This is a genomic window from Pseudomonas sp. Colony2 (assembly GCF_019382755.1).
Lineage (GTDB): Bacteria > Pseudomonadota > Gammaproteobacteria > Pseudomonadales > Pseudomonadaceae > Aquipseudomonas.
The window spans coordinates 3,036,755-3,056,369 of sequence record NZ_CP080030.1; the positions used below are offsets into that span (position 1 = coordinate 3,036,755).

Annotated in this window: 17 protein-coding genes and 1 pseudogene; 7 read left to right on the forward strand and 11 right to left on the reverse strand. The window is 63.4% G+C overall.

The window, feature by feature from the left end; translation table 11 throughout:
- Nucleotides 1-271: 271 nt before the first annotated feature.
- A complete protein-coding gene (locus JV201_RS12105; RefSeq protein ID WP_219406968.1) occupies nucleotides 272-712 on the reverse strand; it encodes a GFA family protein in 441 nt (146 codons plus the stop codon).
- A gap of 117 nt (nucleotides 713-829) precedes the next feature.
- On the opposite strand from JV201_RS12105, the gene JV201_RS12110 reads away from it, so the two are divergent.
- Together JV201_RS12110 and JV201_RS12115 are read left to right on the forward strand one after the other, a co-directional pair.
- Nucleotides 830-1,723 (forward strand): LysR family transcriptional regulator, encoded by an 894-nt coding sequence (locus JV201_RS12110; RefSeq protein ID WP_177039848.1) that lies wholly within the window; start codon nucleotides 830-832, stop codon nucleotides 1,721-1,723.
- 30 nt (nucleotides 1,724-1,753) lie between these two features.
- Nucleotides 1,754-1,933, forward strand: a pseudogene (locus JV201_RS12115) (cupin domain-containing protein); the annotation flags it as partial.
- Nucleotides 1,934-1,939: 6 nt separating this feature from the next.
- Here JV201_RS12115 and JV201_RS12120 read toward each other — a convergent pair.
- Nucleotides 1,940-2,803 (reverse strand): LysR family transcriptional regulator, encoded by an 864-nt coding sequence (locus JV201_RS12120; protein WP_219406969.1) that lies wholly within the window; start codon nucleotides 2,801-2,803, stop codon nucleotides 1,940-1,942.
- Between the two features lie 102 nt (nucleotides 2,804-2,905).
- Between JV201_RS12120 and JV201_RS12125 the strand changes: the two genes are divergently transcribed.
- Nucleotides 2,906-3,904 carry a quinone oxidoreductase gene (locus JV201_RS12125; RefSeq protein ID WP_219406970.1) on the forward strand — a complete coding sequence of 333 codons (999 nt, stop codon included), beginning with the start codon at nucleotides 2,906-2,908 and terminating at the stop codon, nucleotides 3,902-3,904.
- Between the two features lie 238 nt (nucleotides 3,905-4,142).
- On the opposite strand, the gene JV201_RS12130 is transcribed toward JV201_RS12125, so the two are convergent.
- From JV201_RS12130 to JV201_RS12140, 3 genes are all read right to left on the reverse strand, one after another.
- Entirely contained in the window at nucleotides 4,143-4,490 is a 348-nt protein-coding gene (locus tag JV201_RS12130; RefSeq protein ID WP_219406971.1) for a hypothetical protein, read from the reverse strand.
- Between the two features lie 137 nt (nucleotides 4,491-4,627).
- Nucleotides 4,628-5,350, reverse strand: coding sequence for a pirin family protein (locus JV201_RS12135; protein ID WP_008434624.1), 723 nt, complete (start codon nucleotides 5,348-5,350; stop codon nucleotides 4,628-4,630).
- A gap of 83 nt (nucleotides 5,351-5,433) precedes the next feature.
- The gene (locus JV201_RS12140; protein WP_219406972.1) at nucleotides 5,434-5,865 is read right to left on the reverse strand and encodes an AraC family transcriptional regulator; all 432 of its coding nucleotides are present in this window, start codon (nucleotides 5,863-5,865) and stop codon (nucleotides 5,434-5,436) included.
- A gap of 170 nt (nucleotides 5,866-6,035) precedes the next feature.
- On the opposite strand from JV201_RS12140, the gene JV201_RS12145 reads away from it, so the two are divergent.
- The 4 genes from JV201_RS12145 (at nucleotide 6,036) to JV201_RS12160 (ending at nucleotide 10,173) form a co-directional block, all read left to right on the forward strand.
- Nucleotides 6,036-6,626, forward strand: a complete 591-nt coding sequence (locus JV201_RS12145) for an antibiotic biosynthesis monooxygenase (RefSeq protein WP_003207311.1) — start codon at nucleotides 6,036-6,038, stop codon at nucleotides 6,624-6,626.
- Entirely contained in the window at nucleotides 6,623-8,461 is a 1,839-nt protein-coding gene (locus JV201_RS12150) for an amidohydrolase (RefSeq protein ID WP_003207313.1), read from the forward strand. The genes JV201_RS12145 and JV201_RS12150 overlap by 4 nt, the downstream gene beginning before the upstream one ends.
- A gap of 24 nt (nucleotides 8,462-8,485) precedes the next feature.
- A complete protein-coding gene (gene ycaC / locus JV201_RS12155; protein WP_003207315.1) occupies nucleotides 8,486-9,103 on the forward strand; it encodes an isochorismate family cysteine hydrolase YcaC in 618 nt (205 codons plus the stop codon).
- Nucleotides 9,104-9,285: 182 nt separating this feature from the next.
- Nucleotides 9,286-10,173 (forward strand): LysR family transcriptional regulator, encoded by an 888-nt coding sequence (locus JV201_RS12160; protein WP_177067613.1) that lies wholly within the window; start codon nucleotides 9,286-9,288, stop codon nucleotides 10,171-10,173.
- Between the two features lies 1 nt (nucleotide 10,174).
- Here the strand turns inward: JV201_RS12160 and JV201_RS12165 are convergent, their stop codons facing one another.
- From JV201_RS12165 to JV201_RS12190, 6 genes are all read right to left on the reverse strand, one after another.
- Complete coding sequence (locus JV201_RS12165) at nucleotides 10,175-12,853, reverse strand: TonB-dependent siderophore receptor (RefSeq protein ID WP_257903313.1); 2,679 nt, start codon at nucleotides 12,851-12,853, stop codon at nucleotides 10,175-10,177.
- Between the two features lie 36 nt (nucleotides 12,854-12,889).
- Nucleotides 12,890-13,381 (reverse strand): RidA family protein, encoded by a 492-nt coding sequence (locus tag JV201_RS12170; RefSeq protein WP_219406973.1) that lies wholly within the window; start codon nucleotides 13,379-13,381, stop codon nucleotides 12,890-12,892.
- A 25-nt stretch (nucleotides 13,382-13,406) separates the two neighbouring features.
- Nucleotides 13,407-14,981, reverse strand: a complete 1,575-nt coding sequence (locus tag JV201_RS12175; RefSeq protein WP_008434613.1) for an FAD-dependent oxidoreductase — start codon at nucleotides 14,979-14,981, stop codon at nucleotides 13,407-13,409.
- Between the two features lie 26 nt (nucleotides 14,982-15,007).
- The gene (locus JV201_RS12180) at nucleotides 15,008-17,128 is read right to left on the reverse strand and encodes a TonB-dependent receptor (protein ID WP_219406974.1); all 2,121 of its coding nucleotides are present in this window, start codon (nucleotides 17,126-17,128) and stop codon (nucleotides 15,008-15,010) included.
- A 309-nt stretch (nucleotides 17,129-17,437) separates the two neighbouring features.
- A complete protein-coding gene (locus JV201_RS12185) occupies nucleotides 17,438-18,397 on the reverse strand; it encodes a D-isomer specific 2-hydroxyacid dehydrogenase family protein (RefSeq protein ID WP_219406975.1) in 960 nt (319 codons plus the stop codon).
- Nucleotides 18,394-19,572 carry an acyl-CoA dehydrogenase family protein gene (locus JV201_RS12190; RefSeq protein ID WP_219406976.1) on the reverse strand — a complete coding sequence of 393 codons (1,179 nt, stop codon included), beginning with the start codon at nucleotides 19,570-19,572 and terminating at the stop codon, nucleotides 18,394-18,396. Before JV201_RS12190 ends, JV201_RS12185 begins: the two co-directional genes overlap by 4 nt.
- Between the last annotated feature and the right edge of the window lie 43 nt (nucleotides 19,573-19,615).

The following is a 19,615-nucleotide window of genomic DNA, read 5'->3' on the forward strand; positions in this document are numbered from 1 at the left end:
TTGCTCCTGGGGTGGTGGCCAAGGCGATTCGCGCCCTGGTTCGCGATGACTTTTCAGACTTCTTCGACTGGCAGTTGCGCAATGGCGAAGTGCTGAGTCTCAACATCGCCATAGAGCCCAATGTGGCGAGGGAGCTTGCTCCCGTTGGGGTGCGAAGCGCCCCCTGGTAGGCCGCTGCGGTCTTTCAGGATGGGCCGGTCAATGCTTTTGGGGTTGCTGCGCAACCCAGCGGGAGCAAGCTCCCTCGCCACAGTGTGGGTGTGAGTCATGTCTACAGGGGAACGCTCAACGCCTGCGCAAACGCCTGGGGCGTAGGGCTTTCCGGGCAGGTCGGAACACCCTCCGCCAGCGTTACCCACGGCTGCTTGTGCCGCAGCCAGATATGCGCCACCGGCTGCACGGACGGGCTCTCATCCAGTGTCCCGACCCGCAGCACAACCAACCCCGGCGCGGCCGTCGTGGTGTTGCAGATCCGCGTATGGCACACCCCGCACAACCGATGTTCCGAGCGCTGCCCATCAACGTCATAGGCATATTTCGTCAGCGAACCTTCAACCCGCAGCGCATCCGCCGGCAACAGCGCATGCAGGGCAAACGCGCTGCCGCTCCAGGTCTGGCAGTGGCGGCAATGGCAGGCATACACCGCCAGCGGCGCGTCGGTATCGAGGGTGTAGGTCACGCGGGCGCAGCGACATTGGCCGGTGAGTGTCATCAAAAACGATCCTGTGCAAAGTGAGGGCGAAAGCCCCATCGGTTATGCTCGCCAGCATGCCGCAGCCTCCGAACAAAGAACATCCGCCAAAACTGCCCAGCGGCTCACAGGAAATGTATGAACGCCCCGCAACTCCAATGGGAAACCCAGCGCGCCTTCCTCGCCGTGCTGCGCACCGGCAGCCTGTCGGGCGCGGCCCGTTTGCTGGGGATCGCCCAGGCCACCGCGCGGCGAAGGATCGAGGCCCTGGAGCAGAGCGTCGGGGTCAGCCTGTTTATCCGCTCACCCGCCGGGCTATTGCCCACCGACACGGCCAAGGACCTGATCAGCCACGTTGAAGCGATGGCCGTTGCCGCCAACGCCTTCAGCCGCGCAGCCTCGGCCGACACGGCCCTCGCCGGCGGCACGGTGCGGCTCACCAGCGGCAAGCTGCTGGGCGTTGAAGTGCTGCCGCCCATGTTGCGCAGCCTGCGCCGTGATCATCCGCAATTGGCCATCGAACTGAGCGTATCCAATCGGCTGCAGGCACTTGCCCGGCAAGAGGCCGACGTCGCCGTACGCATCCGTCGCCCGGTCGAATCCACGGTGGTCGCGCGCAAGGTCGGCGACCTTCACGTAGGGTTGTACGCCGCACCCGAACTGTTGGCAGAGCAGGGCACGCCGGACACCGTTGCGCAATTGCACGGCTACCCGCTGATCGGGCCGGACCGCAACTTGCTGGAGATCGAATTCCTGGGTGAGCGCGGTTTCGACTGTTCGGCGCCCAGTACGGTGATTCGCACCGACGATCACCTCGCGCAGTTGGCCGCTCTGCGTGCGGGGCTTGGGATCGGCGTGTGTTCAGCCCAGGTGGCACAACGTCACGGGCTGGTGCGGGTGTTGCCCGCGCAGGTGGATTTCAAGGTTGACGTGTGGATCGCCATGCATCAGGACATGCGCAAGGTCCCGCGCATCGCCGTGGTGTTCGATGGCTTGGGCGCGGCCCTGACGGACTTCCTTCAGCCGCGATAACGCAACGCTTCCACCAACAGCGCAAACGCGGGCCAGCCCGTGCGGGCCATTCGCCCCGGCGACACGGTATGGATTGCACCCGGTGTCAAGCATTGGCATGGCGCCACGGCGAACACCGCCATGACCCATATCGCGATCAACGAAATGCTCGACGGCAAGGTGGTGGACTGGATGGAGCAGGTCAGCGACGAACAGTACGCCGCGCAGTAATCGGTCTCACCGCCGCAACTGCGGCTCGCCTTCAATGCAGCTCACCAGAAACTCCATCACCACCTTCACCGAAGGCGAGCGGCGCATATCCGGATACACCGTCAGCCAGATATCGCGAACCGGGCCTTCGGTGGTCGTTGCCAGGCGCACCAATGCCGCGTCGTGATCGCCCACCAGCGTGGGCAACACCACCGCACCCACCTGGGACCGGGCGGCCATTTGCTGGGTGATCAGGTCGCTGGCGGCGAAGGCAATCGTGCGGTTGCCGCGCACCTGATGCATCCACGCCTGTTGGGGCAGATGGTCGCGGGTGGCGTCATAGGCAATGAACGTCCACTGTTCAGCGGGTAACTGCTTGAGCTCGGGCGTGGCATAGAGCCCGAAACGCACGGCGCCGACCTTTCTGCGTACCAGCGCTTCTTCATCGGGACGCACCGTGCGCAGGGCAATGTCGGCTTCGCCTTTGTCGAGGGCGGCCAGCGTCGTCGAGGACATCAACACGATATTCAGCTTGGGATACTGCGCCCTGAAGCGTGCGACATGGGGCGCGATGCAGTGGATGGCAATCGACGGCGGGCAACTGACCCGCACGGTGCCGGCCACTTCGATCGGGGCCACGCGGGACAGGCGCATCACTTCGGTGGCCATCTCGCCCATGCCGGCCGCCAGCTTCGCCAATGCCAGGCCTTCCTCGGTGAGCGGCCGGCTGCGGGGCAGGCGATCCACCAGTTTGACGCCGAGGGCTTTTTCCAGGGCATCGACGCGCCGGCCAACAGTGGCGTGTTCCACCTGCAGTTCGCGGGCGGCAGCCGACAGTGATTGGGTGCGCGCCAGCACGGTGAAGAAATACAGATCCTGCCAGTCGAACATCGGGTTATTTTCGCACGGAGGGTGGGAGGTATTGGGGAATTCTCGTACAGAGTAGCGTCTTTTACCATGGCGCATTCCCACTGCAAACGGAGTTGTCCCGCGATGAAAGCCCTCACCCTTGAAACCTACGGCGGCCCGGAAGTTGTTCAACTGCGTCACGATGTCCCCACACCTCAGGTGACACCCGGCCATGTGCTGGTCAAGGTGGCCTGCGCCGGGATCAATTTCATGGATGTGCACACCCGCCAGGGCAAATACGCCAGCTCGGTGACCTACCCGGTTAGGCTGCCGTGCACCTTGGGCATGGAAGGGGCCGGTGTGGTGGTGGCGGTGGGCGAGGGCGTGAGCCATCTGGCGCCGGGTGATCGAGTGGCCTGGTGCATTTCATGGGGCGCGTTCGCCGAATACGCCAGCATACCCGCCGCGCGAGTGGCGCAGATTCCCAATGCGATCGGCTTCGATCAGGCGGCTGCGGCGATGTTCCAGGGCTGCACGGCTCACTACCTGATTGAAGATGTTGCGCGGTTGCAGGCGGGCAACAGCTGCCTGATCCATGCCGCGTCCGGCAGCATCGGCCAGTTGCTGGTGCAAATGGCCCATCGGCTCGGTGCCACGGTGTTCACCGCCGGCAGCAGCGTCGAAAAGTGCGCGATTGCCCTTGAGCGTGGCGCGGATCAGGCCTGGCAATACGACGGGTTTGCCGAGCGGGTGTTGGAGGCCACGCAAGGGCAGGGCGTGGATGTGGTGTTCGATTCGGTGGGCAAGGCCACCTTGCGCGAGAGCTTCAGGGCGTGCCGCACGCGGGGGGTGATCGTCAATTACGGCAACGTCTCCGGTTCGATCACTGATCTGGACCCGATGGAGTTGGGGGAGGCCGGTTCACTGTTCCTGACTCGCCCACGGCTCAACGACCACATGGCCGACGGGCCTACGGTGCAGAGGCGTGCCAATGCGGTGTTTGCGGCGGTGCTCGAAGGTTCGCTGACGGTGGATATCGAAGGGCATTACGCGCTGGACGAGGTGCAGCAGGTGCACGCACGGATTGAGGCACGGCAGCAGATTGGCAAGGCGGTGGTGTGGCTGGACCGTGAACTTCACTAATGGCCAGAGAGCTTGTGTGGCGAGGGAGCTTGCTCCCGCTGGGCTGCGAAGCGGCCCCAACACCTGCCAATGGTGTCTTCCTGGAGAAACGCAGTGAGTTCATTGGGGCTGCTGCGCAGCCCAGCGGGAGCAAGCTCCCTCGCCACAGGGGTCGTGGCGCTTGTGAGGATCAGTTAACAGCAGGCGAAAAAAAGCCGGCTGATCAGGCCGGCTGGGGGTGAACCGCGAACGACAGGGGTTACGCGCGGTTTTCCATCAGGCGGTCAGCGCCACCTTCAGCTACACGGTTTTCTTGAAGACGGTCAGCACCACCTTCGGCTACGCGGTTTTCTTGAAGACGGTCACCACCACCTTCAGCTACACGGTTGCCCTGGAGACGTTCAGCGCCCCCTTCAGCAACACGACGTTCCAGCAGGCGATCAGACCCGCCTTCAGCAACGCGGCGTTCCAGCATACGGTCAGACCCACCCTCAGCCACGCGGCTGTCCATCAGGCGATCCGCGCCGCCTTCAGCGAGGGCAGGTTGGGTAAAGGCGCTTACAGCAAGTACCGAGAAAGCGAGGCTAAGCAAGAGTTGGCGTTTCATGAGGGTGTGCTCCGGGAAAGTCGTTGGTTGGTATGGATGCGATGTTACGCGGCAGATTTTTTAAGAGAACTTCATTGGGCTGATGGTGACTATCGACGCCAGCGATGGCCCGTTTTCCCGGGCCATCGCGTCGCTCATCACGGCATTTCTGGCAGTTCGCGAGGGCGCAGGTCGAACACCAGCACCTCGGCGTCCTCCCCATGGCTCAGGTGAATCTCCCGCTCATCGCGCACTCGGGCGCCGTCGCCTTCGTGCAAGCGCTGGCCATTGACTTCAACGCTGCCCCGCGCCACATGGATGTAGGCGTAGCGTTCCGGGGCCAGCGGCAGGCTGGCGGTTTCAAAGCCGTTGAACAGCCCGGCATACACCCGCGCGTCCTGGCGCACGCCGAGGGAGCCGTCGGTGCCTTCCGGCGAGATGATCAACTGCAACCGGCCGCGTTTCTGCGCCTCGGTGAAGTGCTCCTGCTGATAGCGCGGTTCGGCGCCCGCCACATCCGGCACGATCCAGATTTGCAGGAAGTGCACGCCCTGGGTGTGGCTGTGGTTGAACTCGCTGTGGGCCACGCCGCTGCCGGCGCTCATCAGTTGCACATCGCCGGGGCGGATCACCGAACCGGTGCCCAGGGTGTCCTTGTGTTCCAGGGCGCCTTCGAGCACATAGGAGAAAATCTCCATGTCGCGGTGCGGGTGTTGGCCGAAGCCCTTGCCGGCGGCAACCCGGTCATCGTTGATCACCAGCAGGTCGGAAAAACCCTGTTCTTTGGGATTCCAGTAGTTGGCGAACGAGAAGGTGTGGAACGACTTCAACCAACCGTGATTGGCGGCGCCGCGTTCCGAGGCTTTGCGAAGGGTCAGCATGGGGTGTTCTCCTCAAGGGAAGCCTGGCTGCGAGATGCAGGGCTTCGGTGTGAGGAGAAGATTACTGGTTAACGATAGGTTGATTAAGAAGCTGAAATCGGAATGACTGTCTCTTTTAGGTTGACGATCGCCAGCTGTGCCGTCCGCAGATGATGGCGGTAGCGCAGCTGAAGTTTGCGCCAGGACATTGGGTTCACGCCTTCGCTGCGGCTGAACAGGTGACAGAAGTGCGCCTGGTCGCAGAACCCGCATTCCTGGCTGATCTGCGTCAGGCTCAGGGCGGAGCCGGTGATCAGCACCTTGGCCTGCTTGATGCGTTGCTGGCGAATCCATTCCTGGGGCGATACACCGGTGGTGCGCTTGAAGGCCCTGGAGAAATGGCTGCGGGACAGCTCACAGGCGCGAGCCAGTTCCGTCACCTCCAGGGGGCCAGCAAGATTGGCGAGGATCAATTGCTTGACCCTCTGTTCCCGCTCTGAACACAGGGTTCCGGTTGCAGCTGCTGGTTGAGCCATGATCGCTATCCGTGGTCGATGGGCGCTTGTTTTCACACACCTTACCGGTGAATGAATCCCCAGTGTAGACCGCTGCAAGCATCTGTTGAACTGAGCACATGCATGCAATTTTTCTGGATCGGGCCGTCGCACACTAGCGCGAACGTTCAAGCATCCAGGGGAAGGGCACGATGGACTCAACAGCACAAGGCGGGCCGGACGAGGTCGTGACCCTGGTGGTCAAGCACCGCATAAAACCCGGGCTTGAAGCCGACTACGAAGCCTGGCTGCGACGCATTGTGCGTATTGCCGGTGAGCGTCCCGGCCACCTCGGCGTTGACGTGGTGCGCAGCAAGCAGGGCGGCCTTGCGCTGTTCACCTGCGTGCTGCGTTATCGCTCCACCGAAGACCTGGAGCGCTGGCTCGATTCGCCGCAGCGCCTGGAGCTGATCAACCAAGCCGCACCGATGCTGGCCGACGGCGACCAGACCGAAGTCGGCGCGGTCAACGAGTTCTGGTTCTCGCCCCTGGCCGATGCTGCCGCCAAGCCGCCGCGCTGGAAACAGGCAGTGGTCACGCTGCTGGTGATCCTGCCGCTGACGTTGCTGGTGCCGATCATCTGGGGCCCGGTACTGCGGCTGCACCCGTTCCTGTCCAACTACATCGTCGCCACCTTCCTGGTCACCCTGACCATCGTTGTACTGGTGGTTTACCTGCTGATGCCGGCGGCCACCCGTCTGTTCGCGCCCTGGCTTGAAGCCTCTGTAAAGGAAACCCTATGAACGCCGACCTGATTCTGTTCAATGGCCAGTTCCACACCGTGGACCGTGAAAATCCCCGCGCCACGGCAGTAGCGATCCACCAAGGACGCTTCGTCGCGGTGGGCACCGACGGCGAAGCCATGGCCCTGCGCGGCAGTGGTACCCAGGTCATCGACCTCAAGGGTCGCACTGTCATCCCTGGCCTCAACGACTCGCACCTGCACCTGATCCGTGGCGGCCTGAACTACAACCTCGAACTGCGCTGGGAAGGCGTGCCGTCCCTGGCCGATGCCCTGCGCATGCTCAAGGATCAGGCTGACCGCACGCCCACGCCGCAGTGGGTGAGGGTGGTGGGCGGCTGGAACGAATTCCAGTTCGCTGAAAAGCGCATGCCCACCCTCGACGAACTCAACCAGGCCGCCCCCGACACGCCGGTGTTCGTGCTGCACCTGTATGACCGCGCCTTGCTCAACCGCGCCGCCCTGCGGGTGGCCGGCTACACCAAGGACACACCGAACCCGCCCGGCGGCGAGATCGTGCGCGACCATAACGGCAACCCCACCGGCATGCTGGTGGCGCGGCCCAACGCGATGATTCTCTACGCGACCCTGGCCAAGGGCCCGAAACTGCCCCTGGAATACCAGGTGAATTCCACCCGCCAGTTCATGCGCGAACTCAATCGCCTGGGGCTGACCAGCGCCATCGACGCCGGCGGTGGTTTCCAGAACTATCCCGACGATTACGCGGTGATCGAACAGTTGGCCAAGGACCAGCAACTGACCGTGCGCATCGCCTACAACCTGTTCACCCAGAAGCCCAAGGAAGAACTCAGCGACTTCAAGAACTGGACCGGCAGCGTGACCCTGCATCAGGGCGACGACTATCTGCGCCACAACGGCGCCGGCGAAATGCTGGTGTTCTCGGCGGCCGACTTCGAAGACTTCCTCGAGCCACGCCCGGACCTGCCGCTGACCATGGAGCAGGAACTGGAACCGGTGGTGCGCCACCTGGTGGAACAGCGCTGGCCGTTCCGCCTGCACGCCACCTACAACGAGTCGATCTCGCGGATGCTCGACGTGTTCGAGAAGGTCAACCGCGACATCCCGTTCAACGGCTTGCCATGGTTCTTCGATCACGCCGAAACCATCACCCCGCAGAACATCGAGCGCGTGCGGGCGCTGGGCGGCGGCATCGCGATCCAGGACCGCATGGCGTTCCAGGGTGAGTACTTTGTGGAGCGCTACGGCGCCAAGGCCGCCGAGGCCACGCCGCCGATCAAACGCATGCTCGCCGAAGGCGTGCCGGTGGGCGCTGGCACCGACGCCACCCGGGTGTCGAGCTACAACCCCTGGACCTCGCTGTACTGGATGGTCAGCGGCCGCACCGTCGGCGGGCTGGAACTGCACGCCGAGGGGCTGCCCCGGCTGACGGCCCTGGAACTGTTCACCCACGGCAGCGCCTGGTTCTCCTCCGAGCAGGGCAAGAAGGGCCAGATCAAGGTCGGCCAACTGGCGGACGTGGCGGCACTGTCGGCGGACTTCTTCAGTGTCGACGAGGAAGCCATCAAGTGGATCGAATCGGTACTCACCGTGGTCGGCGGCAAGGTGGTGTACGGCGCCGGCGACTTTGAAGATTTCGCACCACCCAGCGTGCCGGTGCTGCCGGACTGGTCGCCGGTGGTCAAGGTACCGGGCCACTGGCGCCCGGCGTCAGCGCTGCAAGCCCAGGTGCACCAGTGCAGCGGCCCCTGTGGCGTGCATGCCCATAGCCATGAACGGGCGCGTCTCTCGAACGTGCCGGTCAGCGACTTCCAGGGTTTCTGGGGCGCGTTTGGCTGCTCGTGTTTTGCCTTCTGAACCCACCCCCAAAGGACTGTACTCATGACTTACAAACGCTTGAACAAAGATGACGCCGTGGTCCTGCTGGTGGATCACCAGACCGGCCTGATTTCCCTGGTGCAGGACTTCTCGCCCAACGAGTTCAAGAACAACGTCCTGGCCCTGGCGGACCTGGCCAAGTTCTTCAAGCTGCCGACTATCCTCACCACCAGTTTCGAAAGCGGCCCCAATGGCCCGATGGTGCCGGAGCTGAAAGAACTGTTCCCGGACGCGCCGTACATCCCGCGCCCTGGCCAGATCAACGCATGGGACAACGAAGACTTCGTCAAGGCAGTGAAAGCCACCGGCCGCAAGCAACTGATCATTGCCGGTGTGGTGACCGACGTGTGCGTAACCTTCCCGACGCTGTCGGCCCTGGCTGAAGGCTTTGAAGTGTTTGTGGTCACCGATGCTTCGGGCACCTTCAATGAGACCGTGCAACAGGCGGCGTGGGCACGCATGACGGCGGCCGGTGCACAGCTGGTGAACTGGTTCTCGGTGGCCTGCGAGCTGCAGGTGGACTGGCGCAACGACATGGAAGGCTTGGCGAATCTGCTGTCGCCGCGTATTCCCAACTATCGCAATTTGATGAACAGCTACTCGGCGCTGACGGCCAAATAAACCGCTCTCTGATATGCAGGTAATCCAATGTGGGAGCGGGCTTGCTCGCGAAGGCGGTGTGCCAGTCAATACATGTACCGACTGACCCACCGCCTTCGCGAGCAAGCCCGCTCCCACATTTTGATTTGTGGTGTGGCGACTGACCGGCTATAAAACAGCCCAGCGTCCACCGAGAAGCGACAATGAACCCCTTCGAAGACATGCGCCTGTTTTGCCAGGTCATGGAATCCGGCAGTTTCACCGCTGCCGCCGAGCATCTTGGCCTGTCCAAGCAGTTTGTCAGCCGCCGCCTGATCCAGCTGGAAGAGCGCCTCGGCGTACGCCTGCTCAACCGCTCCACCCGCCGCCTGGATGTCACGCCGCTGGGCCAGAGTTACTACGAATCCGCCCTGCGCCTGCTCAGTGAAGTCGAGCAAGTGGAGCAGGGCATCGCCGGGCAAAACACCGAGCCCCGAGGCACCATTCGCCTGAGCGCGCCGTTGTCGTTTGCCATGGCGCACCTGGGTTGCCTGTTGCCGCTGTTCCTGCAACGCCACCCTCACGTCACCGTGGAAGTGGACCTCAGCGACCGCCCGGTAGACCTCATCAGCGAGGGCTACGACCTGGTGCTGCGCATCGGCACCCTCGAGGATTCGACCCTGATCGCCCGACGCATCGCCAGTGTGCAGCGCGTCTATTGCGCCAGTCCCGACTACCTGGCCCGCCACGGCACGCCGCAGAGGCCCGATGACCTGGCCGATCACGCATGCCTGCCTTACGGCCATGGTCGCCAGGTGCAATGGCACTTCAAGGTCGATGGCAAACCCCACACCCGCAACGTCAGCGGGCGCATGCGGGTCAACAACGGTGAGTTGCTGCGGGATGCCGCCGTGGCCGGGTTGGGCATCACCTACCTACCCAATTTTATCGTTGCCCAAGCCTTGCAGGACGGCCGCCTGGTGACGCTGCTGGAAGACTGCGCGCCCGAACCCCTGACCCTTTCCGCCGTTTACCCCCAGCACCGCCAGAGCTCGCGCCCGGTGCAGGCGTTGATCGAGTTCCTGCGTGAACGCCTGGCTGGCGGTTGTTGAATCAGAACGCGTACTGCACCCGGCTGTAGTAATACCCGCCGGTAAACCCGAACGGCGAATAGCTGCCCCAGTTATCGCCGAACGACGAGTTCTTCACGCCGATGTGATCCGGGTATTTGTCGAACAGGTTCTGCGCACCTACGGCCACCGTCAGCTGTTTGCTGATCGCGTAGGCCACGTCGAGGTCAGTGATCCACTTGGCCGAATACGTGCGGTCCAGGCTCGCGTCGCTGGAGCTGTTGACCTCGGTGTAGGTGCCGTAGCGAGTCAGGCGCAGGTTGACGTCGAAGTCGTGGATCGCCCAGTCGGCGGAGAAGATCATCTTGCTGCTGGGTGAGGTCTTGGTGATCAGTGCCCGTGACTGGCGACCCATCAACTGGAAGTTGCCCAGGGCGGCGAGCTGCGCCGGGGTGTCGTTGACGCTGAGGATCTGCGTGTGGTTGTAGTTCAGCGCCGCCGTCCATTTCACCGAGCCGTAGCGGTCGAGGTTCTGCCGGTAGTTGCCCACCACGTCCACCCCGGAGGTGCGGGTGTTGGCGCCGTTGGTGAAGTACTGCGCGCCCGCCGTGGCCGGTACGCCGATGCTGTCCAACAGGGAGGCAATGCCCGGGCCCTGGAAGCGTTCGCTGAGCACCAGGCGGTCCCGCAGGTTGATCACGTAGCCGTCCACCGTGAGGCTCAAGTCATCGCTTGGGGTCACGGCGAAACCGAGGCTGAAGTTGGTCGAGCGCTCCGGCTTCAGTGACTTGGCACCCAATGCCTGAGCGCCGGCGGAATCCACCGGCAGGATCACGTAGTTATACGACTGGTACACGCCATTGATGGTGTCGAACCCGGTGGAGCGTGCGGTGAAGATCTCGTTGGCCAGGGACGGTGCGCGAAAGCCGTTGCTCACGGTGCCGCGCAGGGCGAACACGGGGTTGAACGCATATCGTGTGCTGAGCTTGCCGCTGCGGGTACCGCCGACGCCTTCGTTGTAATGTTCGTAGCGCCCGGCCACGCCGACGTACCACTGCTCGGTGGGGTAGAACCCGAGATCGACATAGCTGGCGACGCTGTTGCGGCTGACCTTCTGCGCGTCTTCCGGACGGATGCCGTTGGTGACCTGGGCCCCCGGATCGGGACGCTGCCCGGCACGCGGATGGCCTGCCGGGAACACGTAGCCGCCATCGATATAGGAAGCCTCGGAGCCGGCGCGGGTCTCGTAGCTTTCGCGCCGGTGCTCCAGGCCGAACGCGACGTCCAGCGGCTTGGCCAGGCCGATCTCGTAGGTGTTTTTCAGGTCGAGGTTGGTGGTGAGCTGGTCGGCGATGTAGATCCCGGAGGTGAACTTGTTCGGTGTGCTTTCGCCCAGGGACGGGTTCTGGTTGTCGTAGGTGCGCTGCTTGGCGTAGTTGCGCCCGTAGGTGCTGCTCAGGTCCCAACCCCAGCCACCGCCAAGGTCATTGCCCTTGGCACCGAAGGCCGATTGGAAGTCGGTCTCGTTGACCAGCCAGTACGGGCTGTAGCCTTCGGGGTACCCATTGGGCCCGGTGGTGATGGTGTTGCGGCCGTTGGGCAGGCGGAAGTTCTGGCCGTCGTTGTTCTCCCGGGTGGCCAGGGTGGAAAACGAGTACAGCGTCAGGTTGTCGTTCAGCGGCAGGTCGAGGTTGTACGCCACATCGCCCAACTGGCTGCGGGGCGAGCCGTAGCCTTTGTAGGTGTGGTGGCTGGAGGTGGCTTCGCGCGGGTCGGGGGAACCGTCCGCCAGCGGGTAGTAATGGCTGCTGTAGCCGTTGCTGCCGGCCTTGTTGTCGCGTTCCTGGTAGCGGGTGTCGAGGGACACGTTGAGCACCCCGGCTTCACCCACCTGGAAGCCATAGTTCAGCGCCTCCTGGCCGGTGCCGCGCTTGCCGTCGTAGTTCTGGCCCAGGGTGGTGTCGGAACTGCCGCCGGTGGTCTGCTTGAGGATGATGTTGATCACCCCGGAAATCGCATCCGAGCCGTATTGCGCCGCCGCACCGTCGCGCAGCACCTCCACATGGTCGATGGCAGCCACCGGGATCAGGTCGAGGTCGCTGGGGGCCGCGCCGCTGTTGATGCCGTTGATGTTCAGGGTGGCGCTGGTATGGCGGCGTTTGCCGTTGACCAGCACCAGTACGTGAGAGGCGGTGAGGCCGCGTAGGGTGGCCGAACGCACCACGCCGCTGGCATCCCAGCCGGCGCGGTCGGGCAGGTTGAACGAGGGGATGAGCTTGCCCAACGCTTCGAGCAAACTCGGCTTGCCCACGTCCCGCAGTTGTTCGCCGCTGATCACATCAATCGGCGTGGGGCTGGTGGTGACGGTGCGTTGTTCGGCGCCACGGTTGCCGGTGACCACCACGGTGTCGAGGGTGGGGGAGCGGTCTTCGGCAGATTCGACGCCGAAGGACGCCAGGCCGCACGCCAGCGAGAGCGGCAGGAGTTTCAGATGATTGTACCGATGTAGCCTTTTACGATGAGCGAGCTTGCTGTGRYGAGGRAGCTTGCTGTGGTGAGGRAGCTTGCTGTGRCGAGGGAGCTTGCTCCCGCTGGGCTGCGTAGCAGCCCCAATACGGTCTTCCGGGGAAATTGCGGAGTCAGGCTTCAGGGCCGCTACGCGCCCCAGCGGGAGCAAGCTCCCTCGCCACAAAGGTGCCGTCAGCCAGTTGAATTTTCGCATGAGAGTGGAGCTCCTTGGTCTCGAGTGATGTCCCTGTCAGCGTTTGCGCGCGGCAACCGCTTCGATTTCTACCAGCCCGCCGGGCAATGGCAGCGCGACGACTTGCACCGCGGTGCGCGCCGGTTTTTTCGGCTGCTCGGCACTGCCGAAAAACGGCGTGTAGCCTTCCTGCAACCCGGCAAAGTCGAGCTTGCCGCCCTTGGCTGGATCGCCCACCAGGAATATCCGCAGCTGCACCACATCTCCCAAATCCAGGCCCTGGCCTTGCAGCACACCCTTGAGCTTGTTGAGGATCGACGTGGTCTGGATGGCCGTGTCGCCATAGGCTGCAAACGAGTCTTTCGGTGCCTTGGAGTCATGCAGGTCGGCCAGCAACCCACTCACAAACAGCAGCTCGGTCTGCGGCGGCACCGACACCGACAATGAGATCGGGAAATTCGAGTTCGGCAGCGGCACGCGCTTGATCTCATCGGCGTGGGCGGCAAGGGTGGTGGCGGTCATCAGCAGTCCTGCAAAAAGCGTCTTCATCGGTTCATTCCTTGAGAGAGAAAAGTCAGGCGGCGACGCCCGGTTGCTGGCGTTCGGCATGCCGGCCGATCAGCGAGACGATGCGCCGCGCCGAATCGGCGGCGCTGTTCTGCCAGATGCCGACGCCGCCGTGGGCGAGGGCGTCGCTGGCCAGGTACGTGCGGCCCTGGGGCTCGTTGAGCAGGCGGTAGGCGCTTTCGCCGACCTCGTCGTTGACGATCCACGGGCCCTTGCTGTAGCTGACTTTCGACCAGTTGATCGCCACCGGTTTTTGCAGCTTGGCGCTGTGGCCGGGGTGCAACAGCTCCACCGCCTGGCGTGAGGAGGCGAACTGTTCGGCCAGGGATTTCTGGCTGAAGGCCTGGGCCGATTCACTGGTGTTGTAGGCCGCCACCAGAATCCCCTGGGCGCTGTTGAGGCGGTCGCTGGGGTACCACAGGCCTTTGACTTCATGGTCGAGGTACGACAGGCCGCCGTAGATGTTGAAGTCGGTTTCCCAGAAGCGCGGCGCCTGCCAGGCCACCTTGTTGGCCTGGTCGCTTTGCGCGGTCTGGATCGCCTGCTTGAAGGGTGCCGTGAAGTTGGTTGGCAGCTTGGCCAGCAGCGGCAAGGGCACGGTGACAATCGCGTAGTCGGCACTCAGCACCTGGGTCTTGCCGCTGATGCGGTCGCGGTAGGTGATCCGGCTGCCTTGCTCCGAGGTCTGGATATCGCTGACTTCGGCGTTGAAGCGCACCGCATCTTTCAGATGTTCGTAGAAGGCATACGGAATGCGGTCCATGCCGCCCACCGGCTGGAACATGGTGGAGGAAAACTCCGGGATTTCATCGAACACCAGTGCGCCCCACAGCTTGGGATTAAGCAGGGTCTGCAGCTCCAGCGGCGCGCGGGTCACGCCGGTCTGGTCGCCGGCGCCGGGCACGCGGGTGTAGCCGGAGCGCACCGAACCCTTGTATTGCAGGTCGCCGTTGAGGTCGCCGTACACTTTGAGGAAACTCAGCAACGCTTTGCGGTCATCCACGCTCAGGTCCTGGTCCAACGCCTTGCGGCTGACCGTGCGGGCCAGCAGTTCCGAGAGCTGGCCACGGGTGTCATTGACCGCCTGGCGCAACTGGAACGCCGGCTGTTGCGTATCCGGCCGGGCCAGGGCGTTGCGGCTGCTGTTGACCAGTACTTGCAGCTCCACACCCAGCTCGCGGCAGTAGCCGAGGATCGTCTGGTGGTGGCTGGGAATACGCGCGGGGCCGGCGTTGAAAAACTGCCCGTCATCAAAGTCGACGGTCTGGCTGACGCCGTCGTCGAAATCGACCTTGGTGCCTCGGCGCAGGGTCCAGTTGCGTCCACCCACCCGGTCGCGGGCTTCCAGGATCGTCACGTTGAACCCGGCCTTGCGCAGCTCATAGGCGCTGACCAGCCCGGAGATCCCGGCGCCGACCACCACCACCTGCTTGCCTTTGCCGGTGCTGCCCAATTGCAGCGGGGTAAAGCTCGATGCCACCGCCTGAGGCGTCAGCCCCAGCGCGCCCAATGCGCTGACAGCGGCGGAATAACCGCCCACGGCGGCAATACGGGAAATCAGTTCCCTGCGGGTAAAAGCCATGATTCGCTCCTTGAGATAGCGGTTTGTCAGAGGTCGTAGCGCACGGTCAGCAACAGGGTTCGCGGGTCGTTGACCGAGTAGTAGCGGGCGCCGCTGGAGGGCACGTAGCCCACCGACTGCGGGTAGGCGCGGTCCAGCAGGTTTTTCACCGCCAGGGTGGTGGTCCAGTGGCCGTCGCCGCTGATGTAGCGGGTGTTGGCGTTCCAGAAGGTCTGTTGCGGGATTTCCTGGATGTCGTCGTTCAATGCGTAGGCATAGGACTTGGTCTGGAACTGCGCATCGGTGCCTGCCAGCCAGGTGCCCGGCAGCCCGGCCGGGATGGTGTAGTTCAGGCCAACGCTCGCGTTCCAGCGTGGCGAGAACACCAGTTGCTTGCCGTTGGCATCCACCCCGGCACCGCTGGCGTTCTGGAAGTCGTCGTACTTGCTTTGCAGGTAGCCGACGTTGGCGGTCAGTTGCAGGTCGCGGCTCAGGGCGGTGAGGGTTTCCAGCTCCACGCCGTAGGTGTGGGCACGGCCGACGTTGGTGCGCAGGCTCACCCCCAGCGCCGGGTCATAGGCGTTGGTTTGCAGGTCTTTGTAGTCGTTGTAGAACAGCGCGACGTTGGCCCGCAGGCGCTGGTCGAAGAAGTCGCCCTTGACCCCGGTTTCCCAGGTGGTCACGTCTTCCGGGGAGAACGCCTGTTCGGCGGCGGCCTGGGTGGGGGCGCGGTTGTCGTAGCCACCGGCCTTGAAACCCTTGGCGACGTAGGCGTACTGGTTCAGGTGCGGGGTCCAGGCGTATTCGAAGCCGATCTTCGGGCTGGTGGACTGCCAGGATTTGCTCGACTCGGCGGTGAAGTTGGTGCCGGTGATTTGCCGGTCGGTGTTGATCGCGTAGTTGGTGAAGTCGAAATTCTTGTGCTCGCGAGTAAAGCGCAGGCCGGCAATCAGCGACAGTTGTTGCGTCAGCTTGTAGGTGCCCTGGCCATACAGCGCATAGCTTTCGGTGTTGGTGGTGCTGTATTGGCCCTGGCCGATCACCCGATTGCGGGCGATGGAATAGGTAAGGTTGTCGCGGTCGGCGTCGAACTTCTCGCGGTACAGGTACACCCCGGTGCTGAAGCTGAAATCGTCGTAGTCGCCGTTGAGCTGGAACTCCTGGGTCGCATAGTTTTGCTTGTACAGGATCAGGTTGTTCTGGATCAGCGCGGCTTGCCCTGAGTTGTCGTAGTCCACCGGTTGGTGGAACGCCGAGTAGGCGGTCACCGACTTGAAGTTCAGGTTGTCATTGATCGCGTAAATCGCCCGCAGTACCGAGCTGCCCTGGTCCAGGCGGTTTTTCGGGTCGAGGCTGCTGTAGCTCTTGAACTTGTCGAAATGCCCGTTGGCGTCGAAAGGCGTGTAGCTGGTGGTGTCGCCCCGGTCGAAGGTACCGGCCAGGGTCAGTTGCACATCCCACGGCGAATCCACCGGCTTGTAGCGCAGCTTGCCGCGGTAGGACTGGATGTCGACGTTGTTTACATCCTTGCCCCGGGTGGGGTCGGAGACGGTGCCGTCGCGGCTCAGGCGGATCGCCGAGAAACTGCCGAACAGCGCGTTGTCCACCAGCGGGCCGCTGATCAGCAGGCGTGCGTTCTGCGCATCGTAGTTGCCGGCGCCCAGCTCTACAAAACCACGGGTTTCCTGGGTCGGGTCGCGGGTGATCACGCGGATCGCGCCGGCGCTGCTGTTGCGTCCGTACAGGGTGCCCTGGGGCCCGCGCAGCACTTCGACACGCTCCACATCGTTGAAGTCGAGCATCGACGAAATCGCACGCGGGATGTACAGGTCATCGGCATACACGGCGACGGCGGCTTCCTGGATCGGGTCGGTTTCACCGATACCGCGAATGCCGTAGGTCTGCGCGCTGTAGGAGATCGACTGGCGGCTGAGTGTCAGGTTCGGCACCTGGCCCGAGAGGTCGCGCACGCTGTTGATCTGCTTGTCTTCCAGGGCCTTTTCATCAAACGCGGAAATCGCCAGCGGGGTTTTTTGCAGGTCTTCGCTGCGGTGCTCGGCGGTGACATTGACCACCGGCAGGGCGGTGTCGTCGGCGTGGGCGGCGAGGCCAAACAGGGCGAGGGAAATGGCCAGTGCCAGGCGATTGGGTACGGCGGTAGGACTCATGATGGACCCCTGAGGTGGTTGACGGTTTAGGCAAAATTGGGCCTCCACCTGGTCAGGGGTCGGTACTGGATGTAACAGTATTTGTATAAATGCCGGGCGTAAAAGTCCGATTAGTTATAAGTTAATTATAAAAAATAGGTATGTATTGGTTTGAATGTGATGCGTAAGGTTGATGATATTTTTCAGCCGACAAAAAACAAATGTGGGAGCGGGCTTGCTCGCGAATGCGGTCGCTCAGTCAACATTGATAGTGACTGAAACACCGCATTCGCGAGCAAGCCCGCTCCCACATTTTGATCTCTGTTGGGTTTAGTAACCGCGTTGGGTATCAGCGAGGTTTTCCAGCGGCCGATCGCTCAGATACCTTTCCAGATTGCCCAGGAAACTGTCCGCAATGTCATGCCGGCTATTGGTCGAAATCGCTGACGTATGCGGCGACACCCTGACCCTCGGATGCCCATACAACGCATGCCCGTCCGGCAATGGCTCGGGCTCGGTCACATCCAGCGAAGCCAGCCCGATATGGCTGCTGTCCAGCGCCTCCAGCAGCGCCTCATGATCCACCAATCCTCCCCGGGCAATATTGATCAGGTGCAACCCTGGCTTGGCATTCGCCAGCGCCTCCCGATCGACGATATGCCGTGTGGCCTCGGTCAGTGGCGCTGCCAGCACCAGGTGATCGGAACGAGCAAACAGGTCATGGATATCCCGCGCCGCTTCCACACCCTCCACGTCAAACGGCGTGTCAGTTTGGCGTAATGCCACCACCTTGATCCCCAACCCATGAGCCTTCTGCGCCAGGCTGCGGCCAATCGCGCCAAACCCGAGAATCCCCAGGGTGGTGCCCTTGAGCGGGCGCAACGGGGTGAACTGCCATTGGGCATCCTTTACCCAGATATCCGGCAAATGCTTGGCCGCCGCGAAGATTGCCGCCAGGGCGAACTCGGCGAGGTTTTCGGCGGCGCTGCCCCGTGAGGTGCTCACCGGCGGCCCGTTGAACAGCCACCTGGGATAGAAGTCGATGCCCGACGACACCACCTGGATCCACTGCACGCCGTACGGCCAACCCGGTGGCGGTGTGTCCGGCGCGGTGTAGCCGCGCACATTGATCGGCCGGGCCAGCAGGATATTGGCCTGGGCCGGCAAGTCGCTGGGCACACCGGCCGGCACGCTGATCACCTCGGCACCGGGGTGCGTGAGGGCCAGGCGCTGGCGGATGACTTGATTGAAATCTTCGTCCAGCTGGCTGGCGATAATCATCTGGCTCATGGGCGTTCCTTGTGTCGTTGAGCGAAGACGGCCTTGCCGACGCCTTGCAGCACCGCGTCGTTCTGCGGGGTATGCACGCGGCTGCACAGCACGTCGCGGTAATGCCGCTGCAGTGGGCTGTGTCGGGACAGGCCGGGATTGCCGGAAGCCTCGATGGCCAACTCGACGGCGCGGATCGCGTTGCCGGTCACCAGGTATTTGATCTGTGCGGCGTGGGCTGCCGGGGTGTGCCCGTCGGCGGCGGCGTCCAGCAGGCTGCGGTTGGCAAACAGCAGAGTGTCGATATGCCCGACGGTCTCCTGAAAGCGCGGCAAGGTCGACAGCGCGGCGCCGAGGTTGGACGGCTTGCGTTGTTCCAGCCAGTCCACCAGCCAGTCGCGCGCGGCCTGGGCCACGGCGTCGTACACCGATGAGAGCAGTACCGACATCCACAGGAACCCGTCACCGTCCAGTTCCGCCTGCGGTGCGCTCCAGGGGCTGACGCTGACCGCGTGGTCCAGCGGCACCAGCACGTTGTCGAACACCACTTCATGGCTGCAGGTGGCGCGCATGCCGAGGTGGTCCCAGGTGTCGATGATGCTGATGCCGGGGCTGTCCCTGGGCACCAGCCAGGCGCCTACCAACGGGTCTTCATCGCTGCTGCGGGCCCACACGCTGAACCAGCTCAGGCCATGGCTGCCGGTGGAGTAGATCTTGCGCCCGCTGATGCGCCAGCCGGCGGCGGTACGCCGGGCGATGGTCGCGGGCAGGCCGCCACGGGCCGGGGTGCCGAGATCGGGTTCGACGCGCAGGGCATTGATCAGCGCCCCATCGCGCACAGCGTCTTCGGCGACCTGGGTGCGCAGGGCGGGCGGCCAGGTTTTGCTGTCTTGCAGGCGCGTGTGTTGCAGGTACTGCATCACCAGGATCAGCGCGGTGGACGGCTCGCCCTTGGCAATCGCGCTGATGGCCTTGCGCGCCTGGCTCAGGTTGGCACCGCCACCGCCGAGGGCCTTGGGCACGGTCAGGGCGACGAGGCCGTGTTCGTGCAGCAGCTTGAAGTTGTCGTGGGGGAAGGTGCCGCATTCATCAACGCTGTGTGCAGTGGTGGCGAGCTGGGCGCTGAGGCGTTCCAGCAAGGCTTCGAAATTGGCCACTTCCACGGAGCGCAGTGACGGTTGAGAAGAAAGGCTCATGATGGGTGTACTCGTTCAAAATGTGGGAGCGGGCTTGCTCGCG

What these genes read in the sequence shown, in the direction of transcription:
- JV201_RS12185 (WP_219406975.1), bottom strand. Translation starts at nt 18,397, where the DNA reads ATGAGCCAGATGATTATCGCCAGCCAGCTGGACGAAGATTTCAATCAA.
- ycaC (WP_003207315.1), top strand. Translation starts at nt 8,486, where the DNA reads ATGACTTACAAACGCTTGAACAAAGATGACGCCGTGGTCCTGCTGGTG.
- JV201_RS12190 (WP_219406976.1), bottom strand. Translation starts at nt 19,572, where the DNA reads ATGAGCCTTTCTTCTCAACCGTCACTGCGCTCCGTGGAAGTGGCCAAT.
- JV201_RS12150 (WP_003207313.1), top strand. Translation starts at nt 6,623, where the DNA reads ATGAACGCCGACCTGATTCTGTTCAATGGCCAGTTCCACACCGTGGAC.
- JV201_RS12160 (WP_177067613.1), top strand. Translation starts at nt 9,286, where the DNA reads ATGAACCCCTTCGAAGACATGCGCCTGTTTTGCCAGGTCATGGAATCC.
- JV201_RS12105 (WP_219406968.1), bottom strand. Translation starts at nt 712, where the DNA reads ATGACACTCACCGGCCAATGTCGCTGCGCCCGCGTGACCTACACCCTC.
- JV201_RS12140 (WP_219406972.1), bottom strand. Translation starts at nt 5,865, where the DNA reads ATGGCTCAACCAGCAGCTGCAACCGGAACCCTGTGTTCAGAGCGGGAA.
- JV201_RS12130 (WP_219406971.1), bottom strand. Translation starts at nt 4,490, where the DNA reads ATGAAACGCCAACTCTTGCTTAGCCTCGCTTTCTCGGTACTTGCTGTA.
- JV201_RS12125 (WP_219406970.1), top strand. Translation starts at nt 2,906, where the DNA reads ATGAAAGCCCTCACCCTTGAAACCTACGGCGGCCCGGAAGTTGTTCAA.
- JV201_RS12120 (WP_219406969.1), bottom strand. Translation starts at nt 2,803, where the DNA reads ATGTTCGACTGGCAGGATCTGTATTTCTTCACCGTGCTGGCGCGCACC.
- JV201_RS12145 (WP_003207311.1), top strand. Translation starts at nt 6,036, where the DNA reads ATGGACTCAACAGCACAAGGCGGGCCGGACGAGGTCGTGACCCTGGTG.
- JV201_RS12180 (WP_219406974.1), bottom strand. Translation starts at nt 17,128, where the DNA reads ATGAGTCCTACCGCCGTACCCAATCGCCTGGCACTGGCCATTTCCCTC.
- JV201_RS12175 (WP_008434613.1), bottom strand. Translation starts at nt 14,981, where the DNA reads ATGGCTTTTACCCGCAGGGAACTGATTTCCCGTATTGCCGCCGTGGGC.
- JV201_RS12135 (WP_008434624.1), bottom strand. Translation starts at nt 5,350, where the DNA reads ATGCTGACCCTTCGCAAAGCCTCGGAACGCGGCGCCGCCAATCACGGT.
- JV201_RS12170 (WP_219406973.1), bottom strand. Translation starts at nt 13,381, where the DNA reads ATGAAGACGCTTTTTGCAGGACTGCTGATGACCGCCACCACCCTTGCC.
- JV201_RS12110 (WP_177039848.1), top strand. Translation starts at nt 830, where the DNA reads ATGAACGCCCCGCAACTCCAATGGGAAACCCAGCGCGCCTTCCTCGCC.